Source organism: Methylobacterium sp. NEAU K, assembly GCF_030700285.1.
GTDB lineage: Bacteria > Pseudomonadota > Alphaproteobacteria > Rhizobiales > Beijerinckiaceae > Methylobacterium.
The window spans coordinates 42,289-65,748 of record NZ_JAUYZJ010000023.1 but is presented as its reverse complement, the minus strand read 5'-3'; the positions used below and the strand labels follow the sequence as shown (position 1 = coordinate 65,748).

Here is a 23,460-nt window from a genome sequence, read left to right as displayed (position 1 = left end):
GTCTCAGCGGGCCGCCGGGGCTGGGCGGCCGGTCGCGCCGGCCTCCATCCAGTGGCAGGTCGTGGTCCCGCGTACGCCGGCGCAGTCGTAGCTCTCGCCGCCCAGGGATACCCGGTCGGCGATGCCGGTGATCTCCCCGCGCGAGAGCGTGCTGCAGCCGAGGTGGTCCGCCTTGGGATCGGCCAGCAGCGCCGCGGCCGCGGGGGCGCCCCCGCGCATCAGCATCCGGTAATTGGCCAGGGACGGGCAGCCGATCACCTGCGGCGCACCGGACCGGACCGGGGCGCCCTTGTCGTGTGCGGCCCGGTCCGGTCCGGTGCGGGCCGGCGCCCGGCCCCCCTGCTGGCCCAGCGCCTGCCCGGCGCAGAGGCCGAGCGCGAGTACGGCGAGGCGGAGTCGCATGCCCGTCATCCGCCGTCCCTAGGCATCATTGGCCGACGTGGTCACCGATCCGGCGGCAAACAGGATGCACGCGCTAGGACGTGAGCAGAATTGATTCATGCACGTCGGCTTAGAGCATGATGCAGCGAAGTGGAATCCGGTTTTCCGAGACCGTCATGCCACGACAGAGCGCTGAAGAACCCTCCTGTTTCCGTGAGAAAAAGTCCGCTCCAGCCTGCGGCATCGGCGGTTTCGTGCCCGCCGCGTGGCCGCGCCCGGTGACGCATGCGGCCCGTGGCGGGCGGCCGGGCATCGTCGCTGAATCCGTGCATGCGCGGGGTTCCCCGGCCCGGGGACCGCGACATCCGGGCTTGACCGGGCAGCCGCCATCTGCGAGCGCCGCGGACGAGAGCTGAGGAGTGGTTCATGACGACGGCGATCGATAGCGACCAGAAGCTGCACCTGGTCTTCGGTGGCGAGTTGCAGGACCTCGACGGCGTCCGGTTCCGGGACATCAAGGGCCTCGACATCGTCGGCATCTTCCCGGACTACGCCTCCGCGCAGGCCGCCTGGCGTGCCAAGGCGCAGGCCACCGTCGACAGCGCGCAGACGCGCTACTTCGTGGTCCACCTGCACCGGCTGCTGGAGCCCCCGGCCGTCTGAGGCGCCCCGCCCCCATGACCCTGCGCGATGACCCTGCGCGGGCGCCCGCCTGTGCGGTGCGCACGTGAAGGCCACGTGAAGGCATTGTGACGCTCCCTGCCCGCTGCTAAGAGCCTCGCCCGTCATCAAATCCATCCGGCCCGACGCGGGACCGGTATTCGGAGCGCGGCGCGAAGTTCGGCCGTGAGTGAGCGGATGCCATGAAATCCTCGATCAAGATCATCGCCGGCAACGCGAGCCGGCCCTTGGCCGAGGCGATCGCCGCCTATCTCGAATTGCCGCTGGCCAAGTGCATGGTCCGGCGGTTCGCCGACATGGAGATCTTCGTCGAGCTCCAGGAGAACGTGCGCGGCGAGGACGTGTTCATCGTCCAGTCGACTTCGTTCCCGGCCAACGACCACCTGATGGAACTGCTGATCATGATCGACGCCGCGCGCCGGTCCTCGGCCCGGCGCATCACGGCGGTGATCCCGTATTTCGGCTACGCCCGGCAGGACCGGCGCACCTCGGGGCGCACCCCGATCTCGGCCAAGCTGGTGGCGAACCTCATCACCGAGGCCGGGGCCGACCGGGTGCTGACCCTCGACCTCCATGCCGGCCAGATCCAGGGTTTCTTCGACATCCCCACCGACAACCTGTTCGCCGCCCCCGTGATGGTCCGCGACATCAAGGAGCGACTGCCGAGCGCCGACCGCATGGTGGTCTCGCCGGACGTCGGCGGCGTCGTGCGCGCCCGCGCCATCGCCAAGCGCATCGACTGCCCGCTCGCCATCGTCGACAAGCGCCGCGAGCGCCCAGGCGAGTCCGAGGTGATGAACATCATCGGCGAGGTCGAGGGCCGCTCCTGCATCCTGGTCGACGACATCGTCGATTCGGGCGGCACCCTGGTCAACGCCGCCGAGGCGCTGCTCAACGCCGGCGCCCGGGACGTGTCCGCCTACATCACGCACGGCGTGCTCTCGGGGGGCGCGGTCTCGCGCATCGCCGCCTCGCGGATGAAGGAACTGGTGATCACCGATTCGATCCAGCCGACCCAGGCGGTCAAGCTCGCCCGCAACATCCGGGTGGCGACCATCGCGCCCCTGCTCGGCGAGGCGATCGGGCGGACCGCCACGGAGGCCAGCGTCTCCAGCCTGTTCGACTGATCGCGGCGCCGGTTCCGCGAAGCCGCGTGACGGCGGCGCGGAATTCGCCGCAGTGTCTTTAGGAAAGGCCGGCCCTACCTCGTCAGGCCGGCGGAATCGCCGGTCCGGGAGGAGCGGGCACTGGGCCGGACGACACTCATCGGCATCCACGGGCTGGCCAACAAGCCGCCCCGGGACGAGAAGGCCGCCTGGTGGCGCGCGGCGATCCGGGAGGGCCTGGGGCGCAACCTCGGGCGCCCGGCGCCCGAGCTGGCCTTCTCGTTCGTCTACTGGGCGGACCTGCGCTACCCGGAGCCGCTGGCCGGGGGGCTCAACCGCGAGCCCTATCGTCCCGACGACGGCACCGGCCCGTTCCCCTCTCCGGCGGGCGATCCCGACCGCCCCGCGCCGACGCTCACCGACCGGATCTACCGCGGCCTCTCGCACCTGCAGGAGGCTGCCGGGCTGACCCCGGTCGACGACCTGATTCTGGAACACCGCCTCGACGATCTCTGGGGCTACTACGAGGACGCGGGCTTCCGGGCCGCCGCCCGCGCGCGCCTGCGGGCGGCGCTGTTGGAGGCCGCCGGATCCGACGTGCTGATCGCCGCGCACTCGATGGGCGGCCTGATCGCGTACGACGTGCTCCGGGCGGCCGAGGCGGAGGGGACACCCCTGCCCCGCTGCGCCCTGGTCACCCTGGGCGCGCCGCTGGGCCTCGCCGAGCTGAAGCTGAAGCTCGCGGCCGAGCACGGCGACCTGCGCGTGCCGGCCGCGCTGACGGCCTGGACCAACCTGATGGACCGCCAGGACATCGCCACGGTGGGCGACGACCTCGGCGAGATCTACGCGCCGAACGCGTCGAGGGTGCGGGTCCGGGACGTGCCGGTGATCAACGCCTACCGGAGGCCGGACGGCGCCGAGAACCGCCACAAGTCCTACGGATATTTGCGGACCCCGGAATTCTCGACGGCGGCGGCCCGGTTCCTGGGCGCCGGGCCCTGACGCGGCCGCGACGCCGGCGGAGCGGGCCGGCGCCGCCCGGCCTCGTGCGGGCTCCCCACGCGCGCCGACGAAAGCCCGGCCTCGGTCGAGGCCACCGGCGCCGAGGAGGCGACCCGGCTCGACGCGCGAACCGCCCAACCCGCGATTGCGCCACTCACCGGCCGGCCCTATAGTGGCCCATCCCCATTCGACAGCGTGAGACGGGACTTCCGGATCATCCATCCGGAGCCCGCGGCCCGATGCCCGGTCCCCGTCCCGCCAGGCCGGAGCACGAGAGACATGTCCCAAGGTCCGCTGATGCCGAAGGCGACCGCCGTGTGGCTGGTCGAGAACACCTCGCTGGCCTTCGAGCAGATCGCCGACTTCTGCAAGCTGCACCCGCTGGAGGTGAAGGGCATCGCCGACGGCGAGGTCGCGGCCGGCATCAAGGGGCTCGATCCGGTCGCCACGGGCCAGCTCACCCGCGACGAGATCGAGAAGGCCCAGAAGGCGCCGCACTACAAGCTCAAGCCCGCCGTCTCGAAGGTGAAGCTGCCGGAGGTGAAGCGCACCACCAAGGGCCCGCGCTACACCCCGCTCTCGCGCCGCCAGGACCGGCCCAACGCCATCCTGTGGCTGCTGCGCAACCACCCCGAGCTAAAGGATTCGCAGATCATCCGCCTGGTGGGCACCACCAAGTCGACGATCCAGCAGATCCGCGAGCGCACCCACTGGAATTCCGGCTCGCTCCAGCCGATGGACCCGGTGACGCTGGGCCTGACCACCCAGATCAACCTCGACTTCGAGGTCCAGCGCGCGGCGGCCGACCGCCCGGCCGCGGTGGCGGCCGAGGCCGGCGCCTCGCTCCTGCCCACGGAAGTCTCCACGGCCCGGGAGCCCGCGCACGAGGAGGCGGACGAGCATGGCGGCCGCGAGGAGCGGATCGACGCCGATTCGGTCTTCGCCAAGCTCAAGGGCCGGCACCAGGACGAGGACGACGAGGATTAATCAGGCCCTTCGCGCCTCCCCGCGGGTGCATAGAGCGGGGCCGGGTGCGAGCGTCTGAGATACGGCGCGTTTCCCCTCCCGATTGTGCGGAGGGGGGCGCGGGCGGCCCCGCCGCGATCGATTCCGGAACCAGCCCGCCTCCAACGCCGTCCCGCAAGGGCTAGGGGCGGCGCAGGATCGCCTGGCGGGACAGAGGGCCTTCCCCGATCCCGCCCCCCGCCGACGCGCGGGCCCCCCTTCCGCGTTGCGGGGAGGGATCCGAAGCGGTCATTCCGGGAGCGGCTTCCCGGTCGTCTCCGGCATGAACCACGGCACGATGAGGCCGACCACGTAGACGCTCGACATGGTCAGCGCCGCCGCCGCCACGCCCCCCGACAGGGTCACGATCTGCCCGGCGATGATCGGGAAGACCCAGGCAATCAGCCGCGCCCCGTTGAACACGAAGCTCGCCGCGGTGGCCCGGACCGCGGGCGTGAACAGCTCCACCAGGTAGATCGCCATCCACGAGAAGGCGAAGCCCAGGGTGAAGAACCCGTTCAGGAAGGCGAGCCCCAGGAACGGCACCAGCCCGCCCGTCCAGAGATAGCAGGCGAGCGAGGTGACGATGCAGCCGAGATAGGTCGCCAGCAGGAAGGCGCGCCGCCCGATCGCGTCGGCGACGAAGCCGGAGAGCACGTAGGCGGTGATCGCCCCGATATTGTAGATGATGCCCATGCGCGGGCCCCAGACGTTGGCCGGCTCGCCCGCGGCCTTGGCCAGCGCCTCCGTGTAGGCCGGCAGCCAGGACGAGACTGCCCACCAGCCGACGGTTGTGGCAAACGACATGGCGGTGGCCAGCAGCACCCGACGCCGGCTCTCCGGCTCCCGGAAGATTTCGGCCAGTGTGAACGGGCGCTGCGCGGTCCGCGGGGCGTGGCCGGCATCCTCCGCTGTGGCGGCCCAGCGCTGCTGCTTGAGCGCCTGCATCCATTGCTCGGATTCCTCGAGCGCCCGCCGGAGGTACAGGCAGACGAAGGCCGGGAGCGCGCCGAGGGCGAACATGATCCGCCACGAATCCTTGCCGAGCGGGTCGAAGGCGGCCAGCACAGCCCACACGATGGCGGCCAGCACCGCGCCGCCGCCGAAGCCCGACTGCAGGAAGCCGCAGCCCTTCGGCCGCGCCCGGTTCGGCCATGTCTCGGCCACGAGGGCGATGCCGGTGGACCATTCCGAGCCGATCGCGAGCCCGGTGATGAACCGCAGGATCGCGAGCTGCGCGAAGCTCCCCGCGAAGGCGGTCAGCCCCGTGAAGACCGCGTAGCCCAGGATGGAGATCATCATCATGCGCTTGCGGCCGATGTAGTCGGCCGCGATGCCGCCCATCAGGCCGCCGATGCCCCAGCCGAGCAGCGTGATGCCGATGGCCAGTCCCACGTAATAGGCCGGCGCCTGGGCCTGCTCGGGGGTGAGGATCGAGGCCAGTGCCGGGCGCAGGGCGTAGATCAGGGCGACCGCCTCGTAGCCGTCGAAGATCCAGCCGAGATAGCTGCCCCAGAGAATGCGCCAGTGGCGCGGGGTGACACCCGCGTACCAGGGTGCGCTGGCCGCCTCGCGCAGCCGGACGTCGCCCGCGGTCATCGCTCTGTTCCTCCTCCCGGGACGCACGTCGAAGCGGCGCCCTTTCCGACCGGTATACAGGTCGCACGCGCCATGTCGGCGCGCGCCGGGCCTCCGGCTATCACATTCGGGTCGCACTGCACGGTATTCGTATCGCGACGCCCGGTCTTCGCGTCGGGCGGAGCCGGCGCTCAGCGGGCCGCGTCGAAGGCGGCCAGGAACGCCGCCAGGTTCTCCGGCAAGGCCGCGCAGAGGTAGCCGCCCTCCTGGACGATCGCGGTGGGCAGCCCGGCCCGGGCGACAAGCTGCGCCGCCGCGGCGAACCCGGCCCGGGTCACCGTGAGCGCGCCGATCGGGTCGTCCGCTGAGGCGTCGAGGCCCAGCGCCACCACCAGCCCCCGCGGCCTGTGTGCCGCGATCGTCGCGAGGCCCGCCTCCACGGCCGCGAGCCAGGGCGCGTCGCCGGAGCCCGGCGGCAGCGGCAGGTTGCGGTTGAGCCCGGCCCCCATCCCCGCCCCGGTCTCGTCGGCGTAGCCGGCATAGAACGGAAAGTAGTCCGACGGGTCCGCGTGGACCGAGACCGTGACCACGTCCGCGCGGGCGTAAAAGATCCCCTGCGTGCCGTTGCCGTGGTGCACGTCGATGTCGAGGATCGCCACGGGGCCGCCTCCGGCCGCCAGCATCCGCCCGGCCGCGATCGCGCTGTTGTTGAGGAAGCAGAAGCCGCCGGCGGACTCCGCGTAGGCGTGGTGGCCGGGCGGCCTGCACAGGGCGTAGGCGTGGCCGATCTCCCGCGCCGCGTCGGCGGCCGCGACGGCGCATTGCGCCGCGCCGTAGACCGCCGCCCAGGTGCCCGCCCGGATCGGCGTCGAGGTGTCGGCGGTGTAGAGGCCGGCGAGCCCGAGCAGGCCGGCGGGCTTCCGGTGCATCTGCGGCCGGGCGAAGCAGCCGGTCAGGATCTCGTCGCCGATGCCGGGCATCTCCGCCCGGCGCGCCCAGGCCTCGGCCAGGAAGGTGACGTAGCCGGGATCGTGTAAGGCCAGGATCGGGTCGAGGCCGTGGTCGCCGGGGGCGGCGAGGTCGTGTCCGCCGTCCCGGGCCGCCGCGTGCAGGATGGCGTAGCGCGCGGCCTGCTCGGGATGCGGGATCGGCGTGCCGCGCCGCAGATAGCGTTCGGGATCGTGCCGGGCGGAGTCGGCGGTGTGGAAGACGCGCATGGGGGCAGGTTAGGCGTGCCGGCGCCGCGCGTCACCCGCGTTCGGATCGAGGCCCGCGATCGGGTTTCCAAAGGTCGAAGACCTTCTGAAGCCGTGATTTTCACAGATGCGCCGACATCAGCACCATTGCCCGCGGCGTCATCCATGGCGCCTGCATGCGGGCCTTTCCTCCCCGCCGGCGCGGGCGTTCGGGATGTCGACGAACCGTCCTGCGAGGACGGGGGTCTCGGCGGCGATCTCGCGGAGCAGGGTCGGCACCCGGGCCCAGGGCTCCGTGACGGCGCGGGCGCCCGGCCGGGCCGCGGCCCGCTCCTGCCCGCCGGCCACGAGCACGTCCGGCCAGCGCGCGCAGAAGGCCTCCACGCAGGCCGGGTCGAAATGGCGGCCGCTATCGGCCCGGATGCACGCCAGGGCCGCCTCGAAGGACATCGCCTCCTTGTAGGGCCGCTGCGTGGTCAGGGCGTCGAACACGTCCGCCACGGCGACGATCCGGGCTGCCAGGGGGATCCCGGAGCCCGTCAGCCCCTTCGGATAGCCGCTGCCGTCCCATTTCTCGTGATGCGCCTCGGCGATCTCGGCGGCCAGCCGGATCAGCTCGGAGGTGCTGCCGCCCAGGATGCGCTGGTCGATGGTCGCGTGCGTCTTGATCAGGGCGAACTCGTCCGGGTCGAGCCGGCCGGGCTTCAGCAGGATGCCGTCCGGGATGGCCACCTTGCCGACATCGTGCAGCGGCGCGGCCAGGTACAGGTTGCGGCAGACCTCCGCCGGCAGGCCCAGCGCCTCGGCCACGATCTGGCTGTAGCGGGCCACCCGCCAGGTGTGGTCGCCGGTGTCGTTGTCGCGGTACTCTACGGCCAGCGACAGGCGGAAGATGATCTCCTCCTCGCGCTCGCGCATGTGCCGCAGGGCGGCCTCGACCTCGCCGTCGAGCCACGCGGCTTGCTCGGCCAGCCGCCGCACCGCCTTGGCGAGGCGGACCAGGTTGCGCAGCCGCACGGTCTGCTCGACGCCCCGCATGGACTTGTCGAGGAAATCGGTCGCCCCCGCCTCCAGGGCGGCGAGCCGCACCGCGTCGGAGATGTCGCTGGTGACCATCGCGATGGGCACCTGGGCGTAGTGCGGGATGGTGCGCATGTGCTGGATGAACGCGATCCCGTCCATCGCCGGCATGTGGTAGTCGACCAGCACCAGGTCGAAGGCGCGCATCTGCGCCTCGACGAGGGCGGCGGCCGGGTCGGCGTAGTCGGTCACGCTGACATCGGGCTTGGCCTCCAGCATCTGGCGCAGCCGCAGGCGCATGGTCGAGCTGTCGTCGACCAGAAGCGCATCCATCATCGGGTCTCGACTCGCTCGGCGGGCAGGGTTCCGGCGCGGGACGGGCGGCGCGGCGCGCCGGAGGCGCACGGCCACGGTCCCGCAGCGCTGCGGCAGAGGGCGCCCCCCGCCGCGGGAATCCTCCCGCTGGTCAAACGCGGATCTGTATCGCCGAAGTCGGTCATGGCCTGGTCCAGTGACGATCGCGGTGCAGGTGCCGCACCCGACCCAAACGGATTCGGGGACGGTAGCATACGGTTGAATTGTTGCCCGTTAAAGAGGAGTAAATAATTCTCGAATCGATTCCAAATTTATCCCGATAGTGAAAGTCATGGTCTCTTCGCGTCCAATTGCGCGATGATTAGATATGTATATTGTAAGATTGTTATAGGAGAGACATAATGCGCGTTCATATATGAAGACAGGCGCTCTCCATTCGTTCCTGGCGCGCCGATAGTGGTCTGTCGGAACCTGCTTGGGGGCGGGGCGACCCGGTCGATGTCTTCGAGAAGATGCCCGGGGACGCTGACACGCAAGCGGTGCGACGCTACCGTCGCGGGGCATCGCGACACGACGGGGCGGGGCCGCGCGCGGCGGTCGGCGCGGGTGGCGTGCGGAGAGGGCACCTGGGCGATGATCCGGTTCGATCTGGTCGATCTCGGCCTGTTCCGGCACGTGGTCGAGGCCGGCTCGATCACCCATGGGGCGGCGCGCGCCAACCTCGCCCTGGCGGCCGCCTCGACGCGGATCCGGTCGATGGAGGAATCTCTCGGCGCCGCGCTCCTGACCCGGAGCCGGCAGGGCGTCTGCGCGACCCCTGCCGGGCGCGCGCTCCTGGTCCATGCCCGGGAGGTCCTGGCCGGCGTGGAGCGGCTGCGCGAGGAGATGTCGGTGTTCTCGGGGGGGGCGGTCGGCCAGATCCGGGTGCTGGCCAACACCAATGCGCTCACCGAGTTCCTGCCCGACGCGCTCTCGGCCTTCCTGGCCGCTCATCCCGGGATCGGCGTCGAGATCGACGAGCGCACCTCCGACGAGATCGTCGGGCTGGTGGCCGAGGGCGCGGCCGATCTCGGCATCCTGTCCGGCACGGTCGATACCGGCTCGCTCCAGACCTTCCCGTTCCGGGAGGATCGGTTCGTGCTGGTGGCGGCCCGAGATCATCCCTTGGCGGCGCGCACGGGGATCCCCTTCGCCGAGGTGCTCGGCCATGATCTCGTCGGCCTGGATCGGCGCAGCGCGATCAGCCGGTTCCTGGTCGCCCAGGCGGTCCGGGAGGGGCGGCCCATGCGCCTGCGGGTGCAATTGCGCGGCTTCGACGCGGTCTGCCGCCTCGTCGAGGCCCGGGTCGGGATCGCGGTCCTGCCCGAGAGCGCGGCCGCCCGGGCGGCCCAGGGGCTCGCCATCGCGGTGGTGCCGCTCTCCGACGCCTGGGCGCGGCGCGACCTGACCCTGTGCCTGCGCGATCTCGACGGTCTGCCGCCGTTCATGCGCGCCTTCGTGGCGCAGTTGCGGGCGTGAGGCCGCGGATCCGTGCTGGGTGCCATGGATCCGGGCAAGCTGCAGCGATTCAATCAGAAGATGAGGCGGCCTAGAGTCGCGGATGCTGCCATGTAAGCGCCCCTCACAAAACGCCCGCTGTGCCGTCGCGATCAGTAGGAGGTCTCCCGCTGATCGGGCGTTTTGTCAGGAGCTCTCAGTCTATCTCTGCGGACGCCGAAAAAATTACGTACGCGCTTTGCGGACTTCGCGATCGCTGCCATGCGGGCGTATTCATGCGTTCGATTACCGGCCCCGTGAACGGGACGACTTTCGGATGTCGGCGATGGAGAGCGTGTTGGACCGCCACGACGTGGCCGTGGTCGGGGCCGGGCTGGCCGGGAGCTGCCTGGCCGGGGCGCTCGCCCGCGCCGGGACGCGGGTCGCGCTGATCGACGCCCAGGCCGAACGCGGCGAGGCGCGTCGCGACTTCCGGGCGGAAAAATTCGGGGCCGACCAGATGGCCCTGTTCGAGGGGCTCGGCTTCGGCCCGGCGCTCGCCGCCTGCACGACGGCGACCGAGGAGGTCGCGGTGGTCCGCTACGGCCGCCTCGCCTACCGCGAGGCCGCCCGCGAATGGGGCGCGCCCTATCCCGTGCTGGTCGGGGCGGTCCGGGACGCCCTGCCGAAGGGGCTGCTGATTCCCGGCCGCGTCGCCGAGCTCGAACTCGGGCCGGATCGCCAGGTGGTCACCCTGGGCGACGGCCGCCGGATCGAGGCGCGCCTCGTCGTGCTCGCCACCGGGCTCGGGCAGGCGCTGCTGGCCAAGGCCGGCATCGCCAAGCGCCCCCTCAGGCCGCGCCACTCCCTGGCCGTCGGCTTCGACATGGCGGCCTCGCGCTCGTGCTTCCCGTTCCCGGCCATGACCTACTTCTCGGAGCGGTTCGGCGGGCGCGACGCCTACCTGACCCTGTTCCCGATCGGGGACGTCATGCGGGCCAACCTGTTCTGCTACCGCGACCCCGGCGAGCCCTGGGTCGCGGCCCTGCGCCGGGATCCGGAGGCGGCCCTGCGGGCGATGATGCCGCGGCTGTCTCGGCACTGCCCGGACCTGTCGGTGGCCGGGCCCGTGGAGGTCCGGCCGATCGACCTCGCCCGGGCCGAGGGCGTGGGGCGCGATGGACTGGTGCTGATCGGCGACGCCTTCCAGACCGCCTGCCCGATCCCCGGCACCGGGATCGGCAAGCTCCTCACCGACGCCGACCGGCTCGCGCGGGTCCACGTGCCGGCCTGGCTCGCCACGCCCGGCATGAGCCGGGGCAAGATCGCGGCGTTCTACGACGATCCGGTCAAGCAGGCCTGCGACGCGCGCAGCCTGCGCGCCAGCCTCTACGCCCGCGGGCTCGCCGTGGAGACCGGCGCGCTCTGGCGAGCCCGTCGCCTGCGCAACCGCCTCGCCCGCACGGCGCTTCGCCTGGTGAAGGATGGGCCCAGGGCCGCGGCGTCGCTGGCGCCCGGCCTCCTCCTGCCGATCGGGTCCTGACACGCGCTCGCAGCGCCCGGCCATTGCCCCGACGCACCCATGGTTTAGCCTCCCCCCGATTCCGCCGAGGCGCGGAGGAGGGATCCGCATGGCGATCGAGACCGTGGAAGCCGCCGGCCGCCGCCGGGGGGCCGACCTGCTGCTGGAGGTGCTGCGCTCGGAGGGGGTCCGCTACATCTTCGGCAATCCCGGCACCACCGAACTGCCGCTCATCGACGCGCTCACCGAGGCGCAGGACATCGGCTACATCCTCGCTCTCCAGGAGGCGACCGCGGTAGCGATGGCCGACGGCTACGCGCAGGGCGCGCGGCGGCCGGCCTTCCTCAACCTGCACACCGCCGGCGGCCTCGGCCACGGCATGGGCGGGCTCGTGAACTCGCAGGTCACCGGCACGCCGCTGGTGGTCACCGCCGGGCAGCAGGACCTGCGCCACGCGCTCACCGACCCGCTGCTGATGGGCGACCTCGTCGCCATCGCCGACCCGGTGGTGAAATGGGCCCGCGAGGTCACGAGCCCGGACCAGCTCCCGGTGCTCCTGCGCCGCGCCTTCCATGATTGCGCCGCCGCGCCCTCCGGCCCGGTCTTCCTGTCCCTGCCTATGGACGTGATGGAGGCGATGACCGCGGTGCCGGCGGGCGAGACCTCGACCATCGACCAGCGGGCGGTGGCGGGCTCCCTCGACCGGCTGGCGGACAAGCTCGCCGCCATCGCGCCCGGCCGCCTCGCGCTGATCGCCGGGGACGAGATCGACGCCTCGGACGCCTCCGCCCAGATGGTTGCGCTGGCCGACCTGCTGGCGGCGCCGGTCTACGGCTCGTCCTGGCCGGCCCACATCCCCTTCCCCACCGCCCACCCGCTCTGGGCCGGCAACCTGCCGACCCGGGCCGATGCCATCGCCGAGATCCTCGGGCGCTACGACGCGGTGTTCGCGCTCGGCGGCAAATCGCTGATCACCGTGCTCTACTCGGAGGTCTCGGCGGTGCCGCCGGGGACGCAGGTGTTCCAGCTCTCCGCGGACGTGCGCGATCTCGGCCGCACCTACGCCACCAATCTGTCGACGGTGGGCGACATCCAGGCCTCGCTGGACGCGCTGCTGCCTCTGCTGGCCGTCCGGGTGGCCGACCGCGCCGGCACCTTCGCGGCGCTGCGCGCGACGGCGACGGCGGCCCGGGCCGAGCGGCGGGGCAAGCTCGCCGCCGCGGCCGACGCCGCGTTCGAGGATCCGGTGATCGCGCCGCTTGTCGCCGCCCGCGAGGTGGCCCGCGCGGTAGGGGCGCAGACCACCATCATCGACGAGGCGCCCGCGACGCTCACCCACCTGCGCACCTTCCTCGACAGCCCCTCCGCCCACCAATACGCGGCGATGCGCGGCGGCGTGCTCGGCTGGGGCATGCCGGCCGCGGTGGGCTTCTCTTTGGGACTCGACCGCGCGCCCGTCGTCTGCGTCGTGGGCGACGGGGCCGCCATGTACTCGCCCCAGGCTCTGTGGACAGCCGCGCACGAAAAACTGCCGGTCACCTTCGTGGTGATCAACAACGCCGAGTACAACATCCTCAAGACATTCATGAAGGGCCAGTTGCACTACGCCTCGGTGCGGGCCAACCGCTTCATCGCCATGGACCTCACCGACCCGCGCATCGACTTCCTGGCACTGGCCGCCTCCATGGGCGTGCCGGCGCGGCGGGTGACCCGGGCGGCCGACATCGCCCCGGCGATCGAGGCTGGGATCCAGTCCGGGGGGGCCAACCTCGTGGAGGTTGTGGTTCGGGCGACCTGACCGGGGGCCGTGCGCGCGCGTCTGGCGAAAAAGTCACGGTTTCCAAAGGACTGTGACCCAGCCCTTTGGAAACTCGTAAAAGACGGCGCCCGCCTTGGGGAAGAATCACTCCAGCCCCGGCACCGGCACCCCGAAGGCGGCGGCCAGCAGAACCATGTTGAGGCCGAGCACCACCACAGCCCCGGCGACAGCCGCCGCCTGGGTCAGCGGGCCGTTGGCGAACGGGCCCATCAGGTCCCGGCGGCGGGTGAACAGCACCAGCGCCACCATAGGCACCGGCAGGGCGAGCGACAGCACCACCTGGGACAGGACCAGCGCGCGCGTCGGATCGATGCCGGCCGCCACCACCGCGAAGGCCGGCAGCATGGTCGCGAGCCGGCGGACCAGGAGCGGGATGCGCCAGCCGGTGAAGCCCTGCATCACCATCTGCCCGGCGAGCGTGCCGACCACCGAGGATGAGATCCCGGAGGCGAGCAGCGACACCAGGAAGGCGGCCCCGGCCGCCGGCCCGAGCAGCGGCGTCAGGGTGCGGTACGCCTCGCCGATCTCGGCGACCGTGCTGTGGTCGCCGTGGAAGGCGGCCGCCGCCATGATCACCATCGCGATGTTGACCAGACCCGCCAGCAGCAGCGCCACCACCACCTCGCGGTTCGAGAAGCGCACCAGCAGGCGCCGGTCGGCCTCGCTCCGGGGGCTGCCCCGGCCTTGCGTCAGCCCCGAATGCAGGAACAGCGCGTGCGGCATCACGGTGGCGCCGATGATCCCGACCGCGATGGTGAGCGCCTGCGCGTCCGGAATCTTCGGCGTGACGAGCCCCTTGGCGGCCTCCGCCCAGGCCACCGGCGCGATCAGCAGCTCGACCGCGTAGCAGAGGCCGATCGTGCCGACCATCGCGCCGATGGCGATCTCCAGCGGCCGGAAACCCTCGTGCTCCAGAAGCAGGATCGCGTAGGTGATGACCGCCGTGACCGCCATGCCGGCCATGAGCGGCATGCCGGTGAGGAGCGACAGGCCGATGGCCCCCCCGAGGAACTCGGCGAGGTCGGTGGCCATGGCGGCGATCTCGCTGATGCCCCAGAGGACGAGCCGCGCCGGCAACGGCGTCGCGTCGCGGCAATGCTCGGCGAGGTTCTTGCCCGTGACGATGCCGAGTTTGGCCGACAGCGCCTGGAACAGCATCGCGGTCAGGTTGGCCAGGAGCACCACCCAGAGCAGGCCGTATCCGTAACGGGCGCCGGCCTGGATGTTGGTGGCGAAATTGCCGGGGTCCATGTAGGCGATCGACGCCGTCACGGCCGGGCCCACGAACAGCAGGAACCGGCCCCTTCCGCCCTTCCGCCCCTCGAGGACGTCGCGGATGCCCACCTCGGCGCGCCGGCTCATCGCACCGGGCGCCGCGCCCCCGGGAACCGTCGCGGCGTTCGGCGCTCCCATGTCTCACCCTTTCCTCAAAGATATAGCCCGAGCTATATTCAGTGCGCCGGCCGCGGGATTCAAGAGGCCCGGCGCAGCGATCGCGGGACTCCCCTCCCCGGGCCGGTTTTTGCTAAACAGGAGTCGGGCGGTGCCGGGGGCGGCGAAAGGGAGAGCCGATGCAGGAACCGTCCGAGCAGGGCGCGCCCGAGACCGTGCTGGTCGAGCCCGAGCGGCAGGTGGAGAGCTTCCGCCAAGCCCGCGAGGCGCGCCGTTCCGAACTCATCGAGGATTACGTCGAGCTGATCGACGACCTGATCGGCGATGGCGGCGAGGCGCGCCAGGTCGACATCGCCGCCCGCCTCGGCGTGGCCCAGCCGACCGTCGCCAAGATGCTCAAGCGCCTGTGCGAGGACGGGTTCGTCCAGCAGCGGCCCTATCGCGGCGTGTTCCTGACCGAGGCCGGGCGCCGGCTCGCCGTCCAGGCGCGCGAGCGCCACCGGATCGTCGAGCGCTTCCTGTGTGCGCTCGGCGTCAGCCCCGAGACCGCCCGGCGGGACGCCGAGGGGATCGAGCACCACGTCAGCGCCGAGACCCTCGCGGCGTTCCGCGCCTTCGTGGAGAGCGGTCGAGCGGGCGGCGCCTGAGCGGTCACGCCGTCGGCGCGGCCACCTTCTGGCGCAGGCCCAGGATCACCGCACGGAGCATGTCCGCCCCCGCCTCGCCGGCATCCGGCAGGCTGCCGGAGCGGGAAGCGTAGATCCGCTCGTGCACGAAGGCGAGCTTGGCGATCACCGTCGGCGTCAGCTTGAACGGGTAGAGCGCCGGCTGGCCCATGCTGTGGGACAGGGAGTTGATCGCGTAGGTCAGCGGCAGCCACGCCTCGATCAGCCGGTCGAGGTCCTGCGTGTCGTAGGGATCGAAATCGATCACCGTGGGCGCCTGCGACGTGTTGCGCAGGCGCGGGCGCACATGCAGCTCGAAGGTCGAGGCGGTCTCCACCGTGTCGACGATGTGCAGGTAATGCGCGAAGGTCTCGGCGAAATCCTCCCAGGCATGGGCGGTGGCGTAGGCCGAGACGTAGGAATCCTCCCAGTCGGCCGGGGCGCCGCGGGCATAGTGGTCCTGCAGGGCCAGGACGTAGTTCAGGCTCTCGTCCCCGAACAGCCCCCGGAACTCGGCCATGTGGGGACCGTTCATCACCAGCAGATACCAGAAGTAATGCCCGATCTCGTGCCGGAAGTGGCCGAGCAAGGTGCGGTAATGCTCACCGAACAGGATCCGGCGACGCTCGCGCTCGACGTCGTCGGCCTCGGCGATATTCATGGTGATCAGGCCGTTGATGTGGCCCGTGAGCACCGGCGACCCGTACGAGAAGCTCTCGGACGGATCGACCAGAAAATCGAAGGCCAGCCCGTCCGTGTACTGGGCCCGGGTCGCGAGCGGCAGTTCGAGGCGCAGCAGCGAGTAGAACAGCCGGCGCTTGGCCGCCTCGATCTGGCGCCAGCGGGTGAGGTTCCAGGATTGCGAGAGATCCGGCACCACGCGGTTGTGCCGGCAGGCGGTGCAGAAGATGTCGGGGCTGTCCTCCGGCACCAGCCAGTTGCAGGCACCCGACAGGGCGTTGTTGCAGTAGCGGTAGCGCCGGCCGGAATCCGCGTAGGCGTGGAAGGCCTGGGCCCCGCCCATGGCCGGATGGGCCGAGAGACCCACGGGCTCCAGGGCCGAGACCTCGTGCACCGCGCAAGCATAGCCCAGCCGGCGCGCGCAGCTCTCGCAGGCGGTCGCCTCGAAGGTGACCGGCTGGTCGCAGGCCTGGCACTGGAAGATCTTCATCGCACGGTCCTGGGCCGGCACCCGGCCCACCTCGGGTTCAAAGATATGCGACCGGCAAAGTTCCGGCAGGCCCGCGACCGGCGAGCCCCTCGTCGGCGCGCCGATGCACGAAAATTGCTTGGGACCACCGCTTTGTCCCATAACCGTGCGGCGGGGGCGGCGATCGGCCGGCCCCGGTGCCCACTGCCGGCTACGAGACCGTATTCGATCCTTCACACGGAGCCATCGTGTCGATCAAAGCCGCCCTGCACCACGTCACGCATTACCGCTATGACCGGCCGATCAGCCTCGGTCCGCAGGTGATCCGCCTGCGGCCGGCGCCGCATGCCCGGACCAAGGTGCCGGCCTACGCGCTGACGGTGACGCCCGCCAACCACTTCCTGAACTGGCAGCAGGACCCGAGCGGCAACTGGCTCGCCCGAATCGTCTTCCCGGAGAAGACCGACGAGCTGAAGATCGAGGTCGACCTCACCGCCGAGATGGCGGTGATCAACCCGTTCGACTTCTTCGTCGAGGATTACGCGCAAGTTCGGTCCTTCGCGTACGAGCCCGACCTGTCGGAGGAACTCGCGCCCTACCTCCATCCCGTCGAGGCGGACGGGCCGGAGATCGAGGCTCTGCTCGCGCGGCTCCCCGAGGAGACCAGCACGGTCCTGTTCCTGGTGGCGCTCAACGGAATGATCGCCCGCGAGATCGCCTACGGCGTGCGCCTGGAGCCGGGCGTGCAGACGCCGGCGGAGACGCTCCGGCTCAAGAGCGGGTCCTGCCGCGATTCGGCGTGGCTCCTCGTCCAGGTGCTGCGCCGGATCGGGCTCGCCGCGCGGTTCGTCTCCGGCTACCTGATCCAGCTCGTGCCCGACACCACAGCGGTGGACGGCCCGGCCGGCGCCTCGGCGGACTTCACCGACCTGCACGCCTGGGCCGAGGTCTACCTGCCGGGCGCCGGCTGGATCGGCATGGACGCGACCTCGGGGCTGCTGACCGGCGAGGGGCATATCCCGCTCGCCGCGACCCCGCACTACCACTCGGCCGCGCCGATCTCGGGGGCTGTCGAGCCGGCCAAAACCGAATTCGGTTTCGAGATGCGCATCACGCGCGTCGCCGAGACGCCGCGGATCACCAAGCCCTTCTCAGAGGCGGTCTGGGCCAAGATGGATGCGCTGGGCGAGCGGATCGACGCCGACTTGGTCGCCCAGGACGTGCGGCTGACCATGGGCGGCGAGCCGACCTTCGTGTCGGTGGACGATTTCGAATCGCCGGAATGGAACATCGCCGCCGTCGGTCCGACCAAGCGGGGGCTCGCCGACCAGCTGATCCGGCGCCTGCGCGACCGCTTCGGCCCGGGCGGGCTGCTGCATTACGGCCAGGGCAAGTGGTACCCGGGCGAGAGCCTGCCGCGCTGGGCCTTCGCGCTGTACTGGCGCAAGGACGGCAAGCCGATCTGGACGAACCCGGCCCTGATCGCCCCGGAGGCGCCGCAAGAGGGCACCCCGGAGGGCGCGGCGACCATCGCCCAGGCCAAGGCGCTGGCGGACGCGCTGGCCCGCCGGCTCGGCCTGTCCGACTACGTCTTCCCGGCCTTCGAGGACGGCGATCTCTGGGAGAAGAAGGCCGCGGAACTGCCGGTCAACGTCACGCCGGCTGCCGCCCAATCCGGGTCGGTGGAGTTCGACGCCCGGATCAAGCGCGTCTACGCCCGCGGCCTCGGCGCGGCCGCGGGCTACGTCCTGCCGCTCGCGAGCCTGCCCACCGGCAAGGACGGCGATGCCGACCGGGTCTGGATCTCGGAGAAATGGGCCTTCCGCCGCGGCCACGCTTTCCTGGTGCCGGGCGATTCGCCCGTGGGCTACCGCCTGCCCCTCTCCTCGCTGCCCTACGTGCCGCCCGAGCACTACCCCTATTACCAGCCGCAGGACCCGCTGGAGGCCCGCGGCCCGCTCCCGGAGCGGCCCACCGGCGAGACGGTGGTCAACGGGGCGGGCATCACCGGCGTCGCGGTGCGCACCGCGCTGTCGATCGAGCCCCGGGACGGGATCGTGCGCGTGTTCATGCCGCCGACGCAGCGCGCCGACGAGTATCTCGAACTCGCCGCCCACCTCGAGGCTGCGGCCGCGGAGCTGAACCTGCCGATCCACATCGAGGGCTACGAGCCGCCCTACGATCCGCGCCTCGGACTCATCAAGGTCACCCCCGATCCCGGGGTGATCGAGGTCAACGTCCACCCGGCCGCCTCCTGGCGCGAGGCGGTGGCCATCACCACCGACCTCTACGCCGAGGCCCGGCAGACCCGGCTGGGCGCGGAGAAGTTCATGACCGACGGGCGCCACACCGGCACCGGCGGCGGCAACCACGTGGTCATGGGCGGCGTCACCCCGGACGATTCCCCGTTCCTGCGCCGGCCCGACCTGTTGAAGAGCCTCGTGCTCTACTGGCAGCGCCATCCGGCGCTCTCGTACCTGTTCTCGGGCCTCTATATCGGGCCGACCAGCCAGGCCCCGCGCATGGACGAGGCGCGCCACGACGGGCTCTACGAGCTGGAGATCGCGCTCGCCCAGATCCCGGCCGCCGACGCACCCAACATCCCGCGCTGGCTGGTCGACCGGGTGTTCCGCAACATCCTGGTGGACGTGACCGGCAACACCCATCGCGCCGAGATCTGCATCGACAAGCTGTACTCGCCCGACGGGCCGACGGGGCGCCTCGGCCTCCTGGAGTTCCGGGCCTTCGAGATGCCGCCGGATTCCCGCATGAGCCTCGCGCAGCAAGTGCTGCTGCGCGCCCTGGTGGCGTGGCTGTGGCGCGAGCCGCAGACCGGGGGCTGTGTCCGCTGGGGCACGAGCCTCCACGATCGCTTCATGCTGCCGCATTTCCTCTGGGCCGACTTCCTCGGGGTGCTGGAGGATCTCCGGGCGGCGGGCTACGATTTCGACCCGGTCGCCTTCGAGGCGCAGGCCCAGTTCCGCTTCCCGGTCTTCGGCACGGTCGAGCACGGCGGGGTCCGGATGGAGCTGCGCCAGGCGCTGGAGCCCTGGCACGTGATGGGCGAGGAAGGGACCAGCGGGGGCACCGTGCGCTTCGTCGATAGCTCGGTCGAGCGGCTGCAGGTCAAGGTCGAGGGCTTCGTGCCCGAGCGGCACGTCATCGCCTGCAACGGGCGCCGGCTGCCCATGACCGGCACCGGCCGCGCCGGCGAGGCGGTGGCGGGCCTGCGCTTCAAGGCGTGGCAGCCGGCCTCCTCCCTGCACCCGACGATTCCCGCCCACTCGCCGCTGACCTTCGACATCCTGGATTCCTGGAGCGGGCGCGCGCTCGGCGGCTGCCGCTACCATGTCGCCCATCCCGGCGGCCGCAACTACGAGACCCACCCGGTCAACGCCTACGAGGCGGAGGGGCGGCGCCTCGCCCGCTTCCAGCCGCACGGCCACACCCCCGGCCTGGTCGTGATGCCCCCGGCCGAGCCCAACGCCGAGTTCCCCCTGACCCTCGACCTGCGCATGCCGGCGCCGACATGACCGGGGTGCGGTGATGGAGGCGGCGCTCGCGGCCGGCACTGCCCGGACCGATGCGGTCGAGAGCCCGCGGGAGCGCGTCACGCGCTGGAGTGCGGGCTACCGGCCCGCCCCCGGCCGGCCGGACGAGTTTTTGGGGCGCGACGGCGCCCCGCGCGGTGCGTGGCCGCGCCTTCTCGACCATCTCGGGGCGCTCACCGAGCCGGAGATCATAACCCGCTTCGTCTCGGCGGAGCGGCACATCCGGGACGCGGGCATCTCCTTCCGGATCTCCGGCGACCAGCGCGAGCATCCTTGGCCGCTCGGCTGCCTGCCCTTGGTGATCGAGGCCGCCGAGTGGCGGGACCTGAGCGCCGGCATCGTCCAGCGCGCGGAGCTGATGGAGGCGATCCTCGCCGATTCCTACGGCGAAGGCCGGCTGGTCGCAGAGGGGCTGCTGCCCGCCGCGATCGTGGCCGGGACGCCCGAGTTCCTCCACCCCCTCCACGGCGTCGCGCCCCCCGGGGGGCACTACCTGAAGCTCTACGCCGCCGATCTCGGCCGGGGGCCCGACGGGCGCTGGCAGGTGCTGGCCGACCGGACGCAGGCGCCCTCGGGCCTCGGCTGGGCGCTGGAGAACCGCATGGTCCTGGCCCGGACCTTCCCGGATTTCTTCCACGACCTCCACGTCGAGCGCCTGCCGGCCTTCTTCCAGGCGTTTCGCGACGGGCTGGCGCTGGGGGCCGAGCGGTCCGACCCGCGCATCTGCCTCCTGACCTCCGGCCCCTACAGCAGCACCTATGTCGAGCAGGCGGCGCTCGCCCGGTATCTCGGCCTGATGCTGGTCGAGGGCGACGACCTCGTGATGCGGGACGGCTGCCTGCACGTGCGCACCGTCTCGGGGCTGAAGCGGGCCGACGCCCTGTGGCGGCGGATCGACGCCGACTTCCTCGATCCCCTGGAGCTGAACCCGGCCTCGCGGCTGGGGGTGCCCGGCATCCTCGAGGCCCTGCGCAACGGCTCCCTGGTGATGGCCAACATGCCGGGCGCGGGGCTGGTCGAGTCCGCGGCGCTGGCTCCCTATCTCGACGGCATCGCGCGCCGGCTGCTGGGTGAGCCCCTCCGGCTCGGGCACCCGCGGGCGTGGTGGTGCGGCGACCTCGAAGGGCTCGCCCATGCCTGGGCGAATCTCGACAGCCTCACCCTGCGCCCGGCCGCCACGCCCCAGCGCGGGGCGGGCCGCGACGCGATCCTGGCGCCCCAAGCCCTTGCGGCCGAGCGCGCGCGCGTGGTCGCGGCCCTGCGCGACCGGCCCTTCGACTACGTCGCCCAGGAGGCCGCGCCGCTCTCGACCATGCCCGGCTGGGAGCGCGGCGAGGGCGGCCTCACCCTCGTGCCCCGCCCCTTCGTGGTGCGGGTCTTCGCCACCCGGACGCCCTCGGGCTGGCAGGTGATGCCGGGGGGCTTCTGCCGGGTCTCGGAGCGCGAGGATGTCGACCCGATCGAGATGCGGCTCGGCATCCGCTCCGCCGATGTCTGGGTGCTGTCCGAGAACCCGGTCGAGGCGCCCCTGATCGGCTCCCACGCCGCCCCGCGGGTGCGGCGGGTCGGGGGCCACCTGCCCTCCCGGGCCGCCGACGGCCTGTTCTGGTTCGGCCGCTACCTCGAACGCGCCGAGGCGGTGATCCGGCTGGTGCTGGCCCACCTGCGCAGCGTCGGCGACGCGGTGGGCGCCGACATCTCGGGCGCCCTCGACACGCCGGCGGCGCTCGCCCTGCGGGCGCTCCTGTACGAATGGGGCGCCACCGGCGCGGCCGACCTGCCCACCGCCCGGCTCGCCCAGGAGGCGCTCACCGGGCGTGAGCGGCCGGGCTCGGCCCGCGCCCACATCGCCTCGGCCCGGCGCAACGCCGCGGCCTTGCGCGCCCGCCTGTCCGGCGAGGCCTGGCGGGTGCTCGCCGACCTGAACGAGCTCCTGTCCCTCGACACCGAGCTGGCCTTCACCGAGTCGCAGCTCGCGGGCCGCGCCGAGCGGGCGCTCAGCCATCTCGCCGCCCTCTCGGGCCTCACCCACGAGAACATGAGCCGGGCCGAGGGCTGGCACTTCGTCGAACTCGGGCGCCGCATCGAACGAGCGATCAACACCTGCACCTTCGCGCTCGCCTTCGCCAACGACGAGGCGACGCCGGGCTGCCTCGGGGTGATGCTGTCGCTCTGCGACTCGCAGATCAGCTACGGGCGGCGCTACCTGCAGGGCGCAGCCCTCGACCCTGTCCGCGACATGGTTCTGCTCGATCCCTACAACCCGCGCTCCATCGCGTTCCAGGCGGAGGCGATCGCCCGGCACCTCGCCGACCTGCCGGCGCTCGCGGCCGACGGCATCCCCGAGCCGCATTGCCGCCTCGCCGCCCGGATCCTGGCGGAGCTGCGCAGCGGCGAGGCCGCGGATTTCGACGCCGTGCGCCTCACCGCCCTGGAGACCGATCTCGAACGGCTCGCCGACGGCATCGCGGTGCGCTACTTCCCGGCGGGGCCGAACGCCCTCCGCCCGGAAAAGCTGACAGGCCTCGCGTGATCTACACGCTGCGCCACCGCACCACCTACCGTTACGGCAAGCCGGTGCGCTTCGCCCGCTGCTCCCTGCGGCTGAAGCCGCAGGACGGCGAGGGCCAGAGCGTGCTGGCCAGCGCCGTGACCATCGACCCGAGCCCGACCACCGCGGTGATGCGGCGCGACTATTTCGGGATCGAGGCGGTGGCGATCACCCTGGACGTGCCCCACACCGCCTTCAGCGTCGAGGCGCTCTCCACCGTGCGGGTCGAGCGCCCTGCCCCGCCGCCACCGGAATCCGGGCCGCCCTGGGAGCGGGTCCGGGACGCCGTGGTGGCCGGGCGCGACCTCGGCGGCCGGGCGCCGGTCCATTTCCTGTTCCCGAGCGCCCGGGTGCCGCTGCTGCCCGACGTGACCGACTATGCGAGGCTCAGTTTTTCCCCGGGCCGCAGCGCCTACGGGGCGGCCCACGACCTGATGCTGCGCATCGGCGCCGATTTCCGGTTCGATTCCAAGGCCACGACCGTGCACACGCCGCTCTCCGAATCCTTCGCGCTGCGGGCCGGGGTCTGCCAGGACTTCGCCCACGTGATGATCGCGGCCCTGCGCGGCATGGGCCTGCCGGCGGCCTATGTCAGCGGCTACCTGCGCACCGTGCCGCCGCCCGGCCGGCCGCGCCTGCGCGGGGCGGATGCGAGCCACGCCTGGGTGGCGGTCTGGTGCGGCGAGGGCTGGCTCGGCCTCGACCCGACCAACGGCGTGCCGGTGCGGGACGATCACATCGTGGTGGCCCGGGGCCGGGATTACGGCGACGTGGCGCCGGTCGACGGCATCGTCAGCGGTTCGGGCAAGCAGCGCCTCAAGGTCGAGGTGGACGTGATCCCCGATACGGAGACGCAGGGTCTCGACCAAGGTCTCGCCCTCGTCAGCTGAGCCGGCTCACCCCTGGGTCTCCGAAGGCGCGTTAACGGCGCCGTGCTGGAACGGTCCCGGTCTCACGTCGTCATTCCGGGCTCGCCTTCTGCGCCCCGGAACGACGGAGCGGGTGTCATCGGCGCTTCGATGAAGCCGGTCGCCGCGCGTTCTGTTA

The 23,460-nt window shown here is 71.8% G+C and carries 17 protein-coding genes; 11 read left to right on the top strand and 6 right to left on the bottom strand.

The features are described from left to right. Window positions 1–3: 3 nt before the first annotated feature. On the bottom strand, window positions 4–402 hold the full coding sequence (locus tag Q8W67_RS18280) for a hypothetical protein (protein WP_305548210.1): 399 nt from the start codon (window positions 400–402) through the stop codon (window positions 4–6). A gap of 405 nt (window positions 403–807) precedes the next feature. Between Q8W67_RS18280 and Q8W67_RS18275 the strand changes: the two genes are divergently transcribed. The 4 genes from Q8W67_RS18275 (at window position 808) to Q8W67_RS18260 (ending at window position 4,160) form a co-directional block, all read left to right on the top strand. Next, window positions 808–1,044 carry a DUF4170 domain-containing protein gene (locus tag Q8W67_RS18275; protein WP_305548207.1) on the top strand — a complete coding sequence of 79 codons (237 nt, stop codon included), beginning with the start codon at window positions 808–810 and terminating at the stop codon, window positions 1,042–1,044. Between the two features lie 200 nt (window positions 1,045–1,244). Then, entirely contained in the window at window positions 1,245–2,189 is a 945-nt protein-coding gene (locus Q8W67_RS18270) for a ribose-phosphate pyrophosphokinase (protein WP_007563055.1), read from the top strand. Between the two features lie 576 nt (window positions 2,190–2,765). Continuing rightward, on the top strand, window positions 2,766–3,173 hold the full coding sequence (locus Q8W67_RS26885; RefSeq protein WP_370693901.1) for a hypothetical protein: 408 nt from the start codon (window positions 2,766–2,768) through the stop codon (window positions 3,171–3,173). Between the two features lie 279 nt (window positions 3,174–3,452). Next, window positions 3,453–4,160, top strand: a complete 708-nt coding sequence (locus Q8W67_RS18260) for a DUF1013 domain-containing protein (RefSeq protein WP_305548201.1) — start codon at window positions 3,453–3,455, stop codon at window positions 4,158–4,160. A gap of 267 nt (window positions 4,161–4,427) precedes the next feature. Here the strand turns inward: Q8W67_RS18260 and Q8W67_RS18255 are convergent, their stop codons facing one another. The 3 genes from Q8W67_RS18255 to Q8W67_RS18245 all read right to left on the bottom strand — a co-directional run bounded on the left by Q8W67_RS18255 (window position 4,428) and on the right by Q8W67_RS18245 (window position 8,305). Continuing rightward, window positions 4,428–5,777 carry an MFS transporter gene (locus Q8W67_RS18255; protein ID WP_305548199.1) on the bottom strand — a complete coding sequence of 450 codons (1,350 nt, stop codon included), beginning with the start codon at window positions 5,775–5,777 and terminating at the stop codon, window positions 4,428–4,430. A gap of 170 nt (window positions 5,778–5,947) precedes the next feature. Further along, complete coding sequence (locus Q8W67_RS18250) at window positions 5,948–6,973, bottom strand: histone deacetylase family protein (RefSeq protein WP_305548196.1); 1,026 nt, start codon at window positions 6,971–6,973, stop codon at window positions 5,948–5,950. Between the two features lie 138 nt (window positions 6,974–7,111). Beyond that, complete coding sequence (locus tag Q8W67_RS18245; RefSeq protein WP_305548287.1) at window positions 7,112–8,305, bottom strand: HD domain-containing phosphohydrolase; 1,194 nt, start codon at window positions 8,303–8,305, stop codon at window positions 7,112–7,114. 615 nt (window positions 8,306–8,920) lie between these two features. On the opposite strand from Q8W67_RS18245, the gene Q8W67_RS18240 reads away from it, so the two are divergent. The 3 genes from Q8W67_RS18240 (at window position 8,921) to Q8W67_RS18230 (ending at window position 13,083) form a co-directional block, all read left to right on the top strand. Next, on the top strand, window positions 8,921–9,805 hold the full coding sequence (locus Q8W67_RS18240; protein WP_305548193.1) for a LysR substrate-binding domain-containing protein: 885 nt from the start codon (window positions 8,921–8,923) through the stop codon (window positions 9,803–9,805). Window positions 9,806–10,109: 304 nt separating this feature from the next. Beyond that, window positions 10,110–11,306, top strand: coding sequence for an NAD(P)/FAD-dependent oxidoreductase (locus tag Q8W67_RS18235; protein WP_305548190.1), 1,197 nt, complete (start codon window positions 10,110–10,112; stop codon window positions 11,304–11,306). An 88-nt stretch (window positions 11,307–11,394) separates the two neighbouring features. Further along, window positions 11,395–13,083: a thiamine pyrophosphate-binding protein gene (locus Q8W67_RS18230; RefSeq protein ID WP_305548187.1), complete on the top strand. Its 1,689-nt coding sequence runs from the start codon at window positions 11,395–11,397 to the stop codon at window positions 13,081–13,083. 105 nt (window positions 13,084–13,188) lie between these two features. Here Q8W67_RS18230 and Q8W67_RS18225 read toward each other — a convergent pair whose 3' ends face one another. After that, entirely contained in the window at window positions 13,189–14,517 is a 1,329-nt protein-coding gene (locus Q8W67_RS18225; protein WP_305548183.1) for an Nramp family divalent metal transporter, read from the bottom strand. A 158-nt stretch (window positions 14,518–14,675) separates the two neighbouring features. On the opposite strand from Q8W67_RS18225, the gene mntR reads away from it, so the two are divergent. Further along, a complete protein-coding gene (gene mntR, locus Q8W67_RS18220) occupies window positions 14,676–15,143 on the top strand; it encodes a manganese-binding transcriptional regulator MntR (RefSeq protein WP_305548180.1) in 468 nt (155 codons plus the stop codon). Between the two features lie 4 nt (window positions 15,144–15,147). Here the strand turns inward: mntR and Q8W67_RS18215 are convergent, their stop codons facing one another. Next, a complete protein-coding gene (locus Q8W67_RS18215) occupies window positions 15,148–16,332 on the bottom strand; it encodes a putative zinc-binding metallopeptidase (protein WP_305548178.1) in 1,185 nt (394 codons plus the stop codon). Window positions 16,333–16,559: 227 nt separating this feature from the next. Between Q8W67_RS18215 and Q8W67_RS18210 the strand changes: the two genes are divergently transcribed. From Q8W67_RS18210 to Q8W67_RS18200, 3 genes are read left to right on the top strand one after another with little or no spacing between them, the layout of a single operon-like run. Next, window positions 16,560–19,844 carry a DUF2126 domain-containing protein gene (locus Q8W67_RS18210; protein ID WP_305548175.1) on the top strand — a complete coding sequence of 1,095 codons (3,285 nt, stop codon included), beginning with the start codon at window positions 16,560–16,562 and terminating at the stop codon, window positions 19,842–19,844. Between the two features lie 13 nt (window positions 19,845–19,857). Beyond that, window positions 19,858–22,395 carry a circularly permuted type 2 ATP-grasp protein gene (locus Q8W67_RS18205; RefSeq protein WP_305548173.1) on the top strand — a complete coding sequence of 846 codons (2,538 nt, stop codon included), beginning with the start codon at window positions 19,858–19,860 and terminating at the stop codon, window positions 22,393–22,395. Continuing rightward, complete coding sequence (locus tag Q8W67_RS18200) at window positions 22,392–23,303, top strand: transglutaminase family protein (RefSeq protein ID WP_305548166.1); 912 nt, start codon at window positions 22,392–22,394, stop codon at window positions 23,301–23,303. Before Q8W67_RS18205 ends, Q8W67_RS18200 begins: the two co-directional genes overlap by 4 nt. Window positions 23,304–23,460: the final 157 nt, after the last annotated feature.

Excerpts from the sequence above, each read along its gene's own strand:
- Q8W67_RS18275 (WP_305548207.1), top strand. The coding sequence starts at position 808 with ATGACGACGGCGATCGATAGCGACCAGAAGCTGCACCTGGTCTTCGGT.
- Q8W67_RS18245 (WP_305548287.1), bottom strand. The coding sequence starts at position 8,305 with ATGGATGCGCTTCTGGTCGACGACAGCTCGACCATGCGCCTGCGGCTG.
- Q8W67_RS18270 (WP_007563055.1), top strand. The coding sequence starts at position 1,245 with ATGAAATCCTCGATCAAGATCATCGCCGGCAACGCGAGCCGGCCCTTG.
- Q8W67_RS18240 (WP_305548193.1), top strand. The coding sequence starts at position 8,921 with ATGATCCGGTTCGATCTGGTCGATCTCGGCCTGTTCCGGCACGTGGTC.
- mntR (WP_305548180.1), top strand. The coding sequence starts at position 14,676 with ATGCAGGAACCGTCCGAGCAGGGCGCGCCCGAGACCGTGCTGGTCGAG.
- Q8W67_RS18255 (WP_305548199.1), bottom strand. The coding sequence starts at position 5,777 with ATGACCGCGGGCGACGTCCGGCTGCGCGAGGCGGCCAGCGCACCCTGG.
- Q8W67_RS18230 (WP_305548187.1), top strand. The coding sequence starts at position 11,395 with ATGGCGATCGAGACCGTGGAAGCCGCCGGCCGCCGCCGGGGGGCCGAC.
- Q8W67_RS18260 (WP_305548201.1), top strand. The coding sequence starts at position 3,453 with ATGTCCCAAGGTCCGCTGATGCCGAAGGCGACCGCCGTGTGGCTGGTC.
- Q8W67_RS18250 (WP_305548196.1), bottom strand. The coding sequence starts at position 6,973 with ATGCGCGTCTTCCACACCGCCGACTCCGCCCGGCACGATCCCGAACGC.
- Q8W67_RS18235 (WP_305548190.1), top strand. The coding sequence starts at position 10,110 with ATGGAGAGCGTGTTGGACCGCCACGACGTGGCCGTGGTCGGGGCCGGG.
- Q8W67_RS18225 (WP_305548183.1), bottom strand. The coding sequence starts at position 14,517 with ATGGGAGCGCCGAACGCCGCGACGGTTCCCGGGGGCGCGGCGCCCGGT.
- Q8W67_RS18205 (WP_305548173.1), top strand. The coding sequence starts at position 19,858 with ATGGAGGCGGCGCTCGCGGCCGGCACTGCCCGGACCGATGCGGTCGAG.
- Q8W67_RS18280 (WP_305548210.1), bottom strand. The coding sequence starts at position 402 with ATGCGACTCCGCCTCGCCGTACTCGCGCTCGGCCTCTGCGCCGGGCAG.
- Q8W67_RS18215 (WP_305548178.1), bottom strand. The coding sequence starts at position 16,332 with ATGAAGATCTTCCAGTGCCAGGCCTGCGACCAGCCGGTCACCTTCGAG.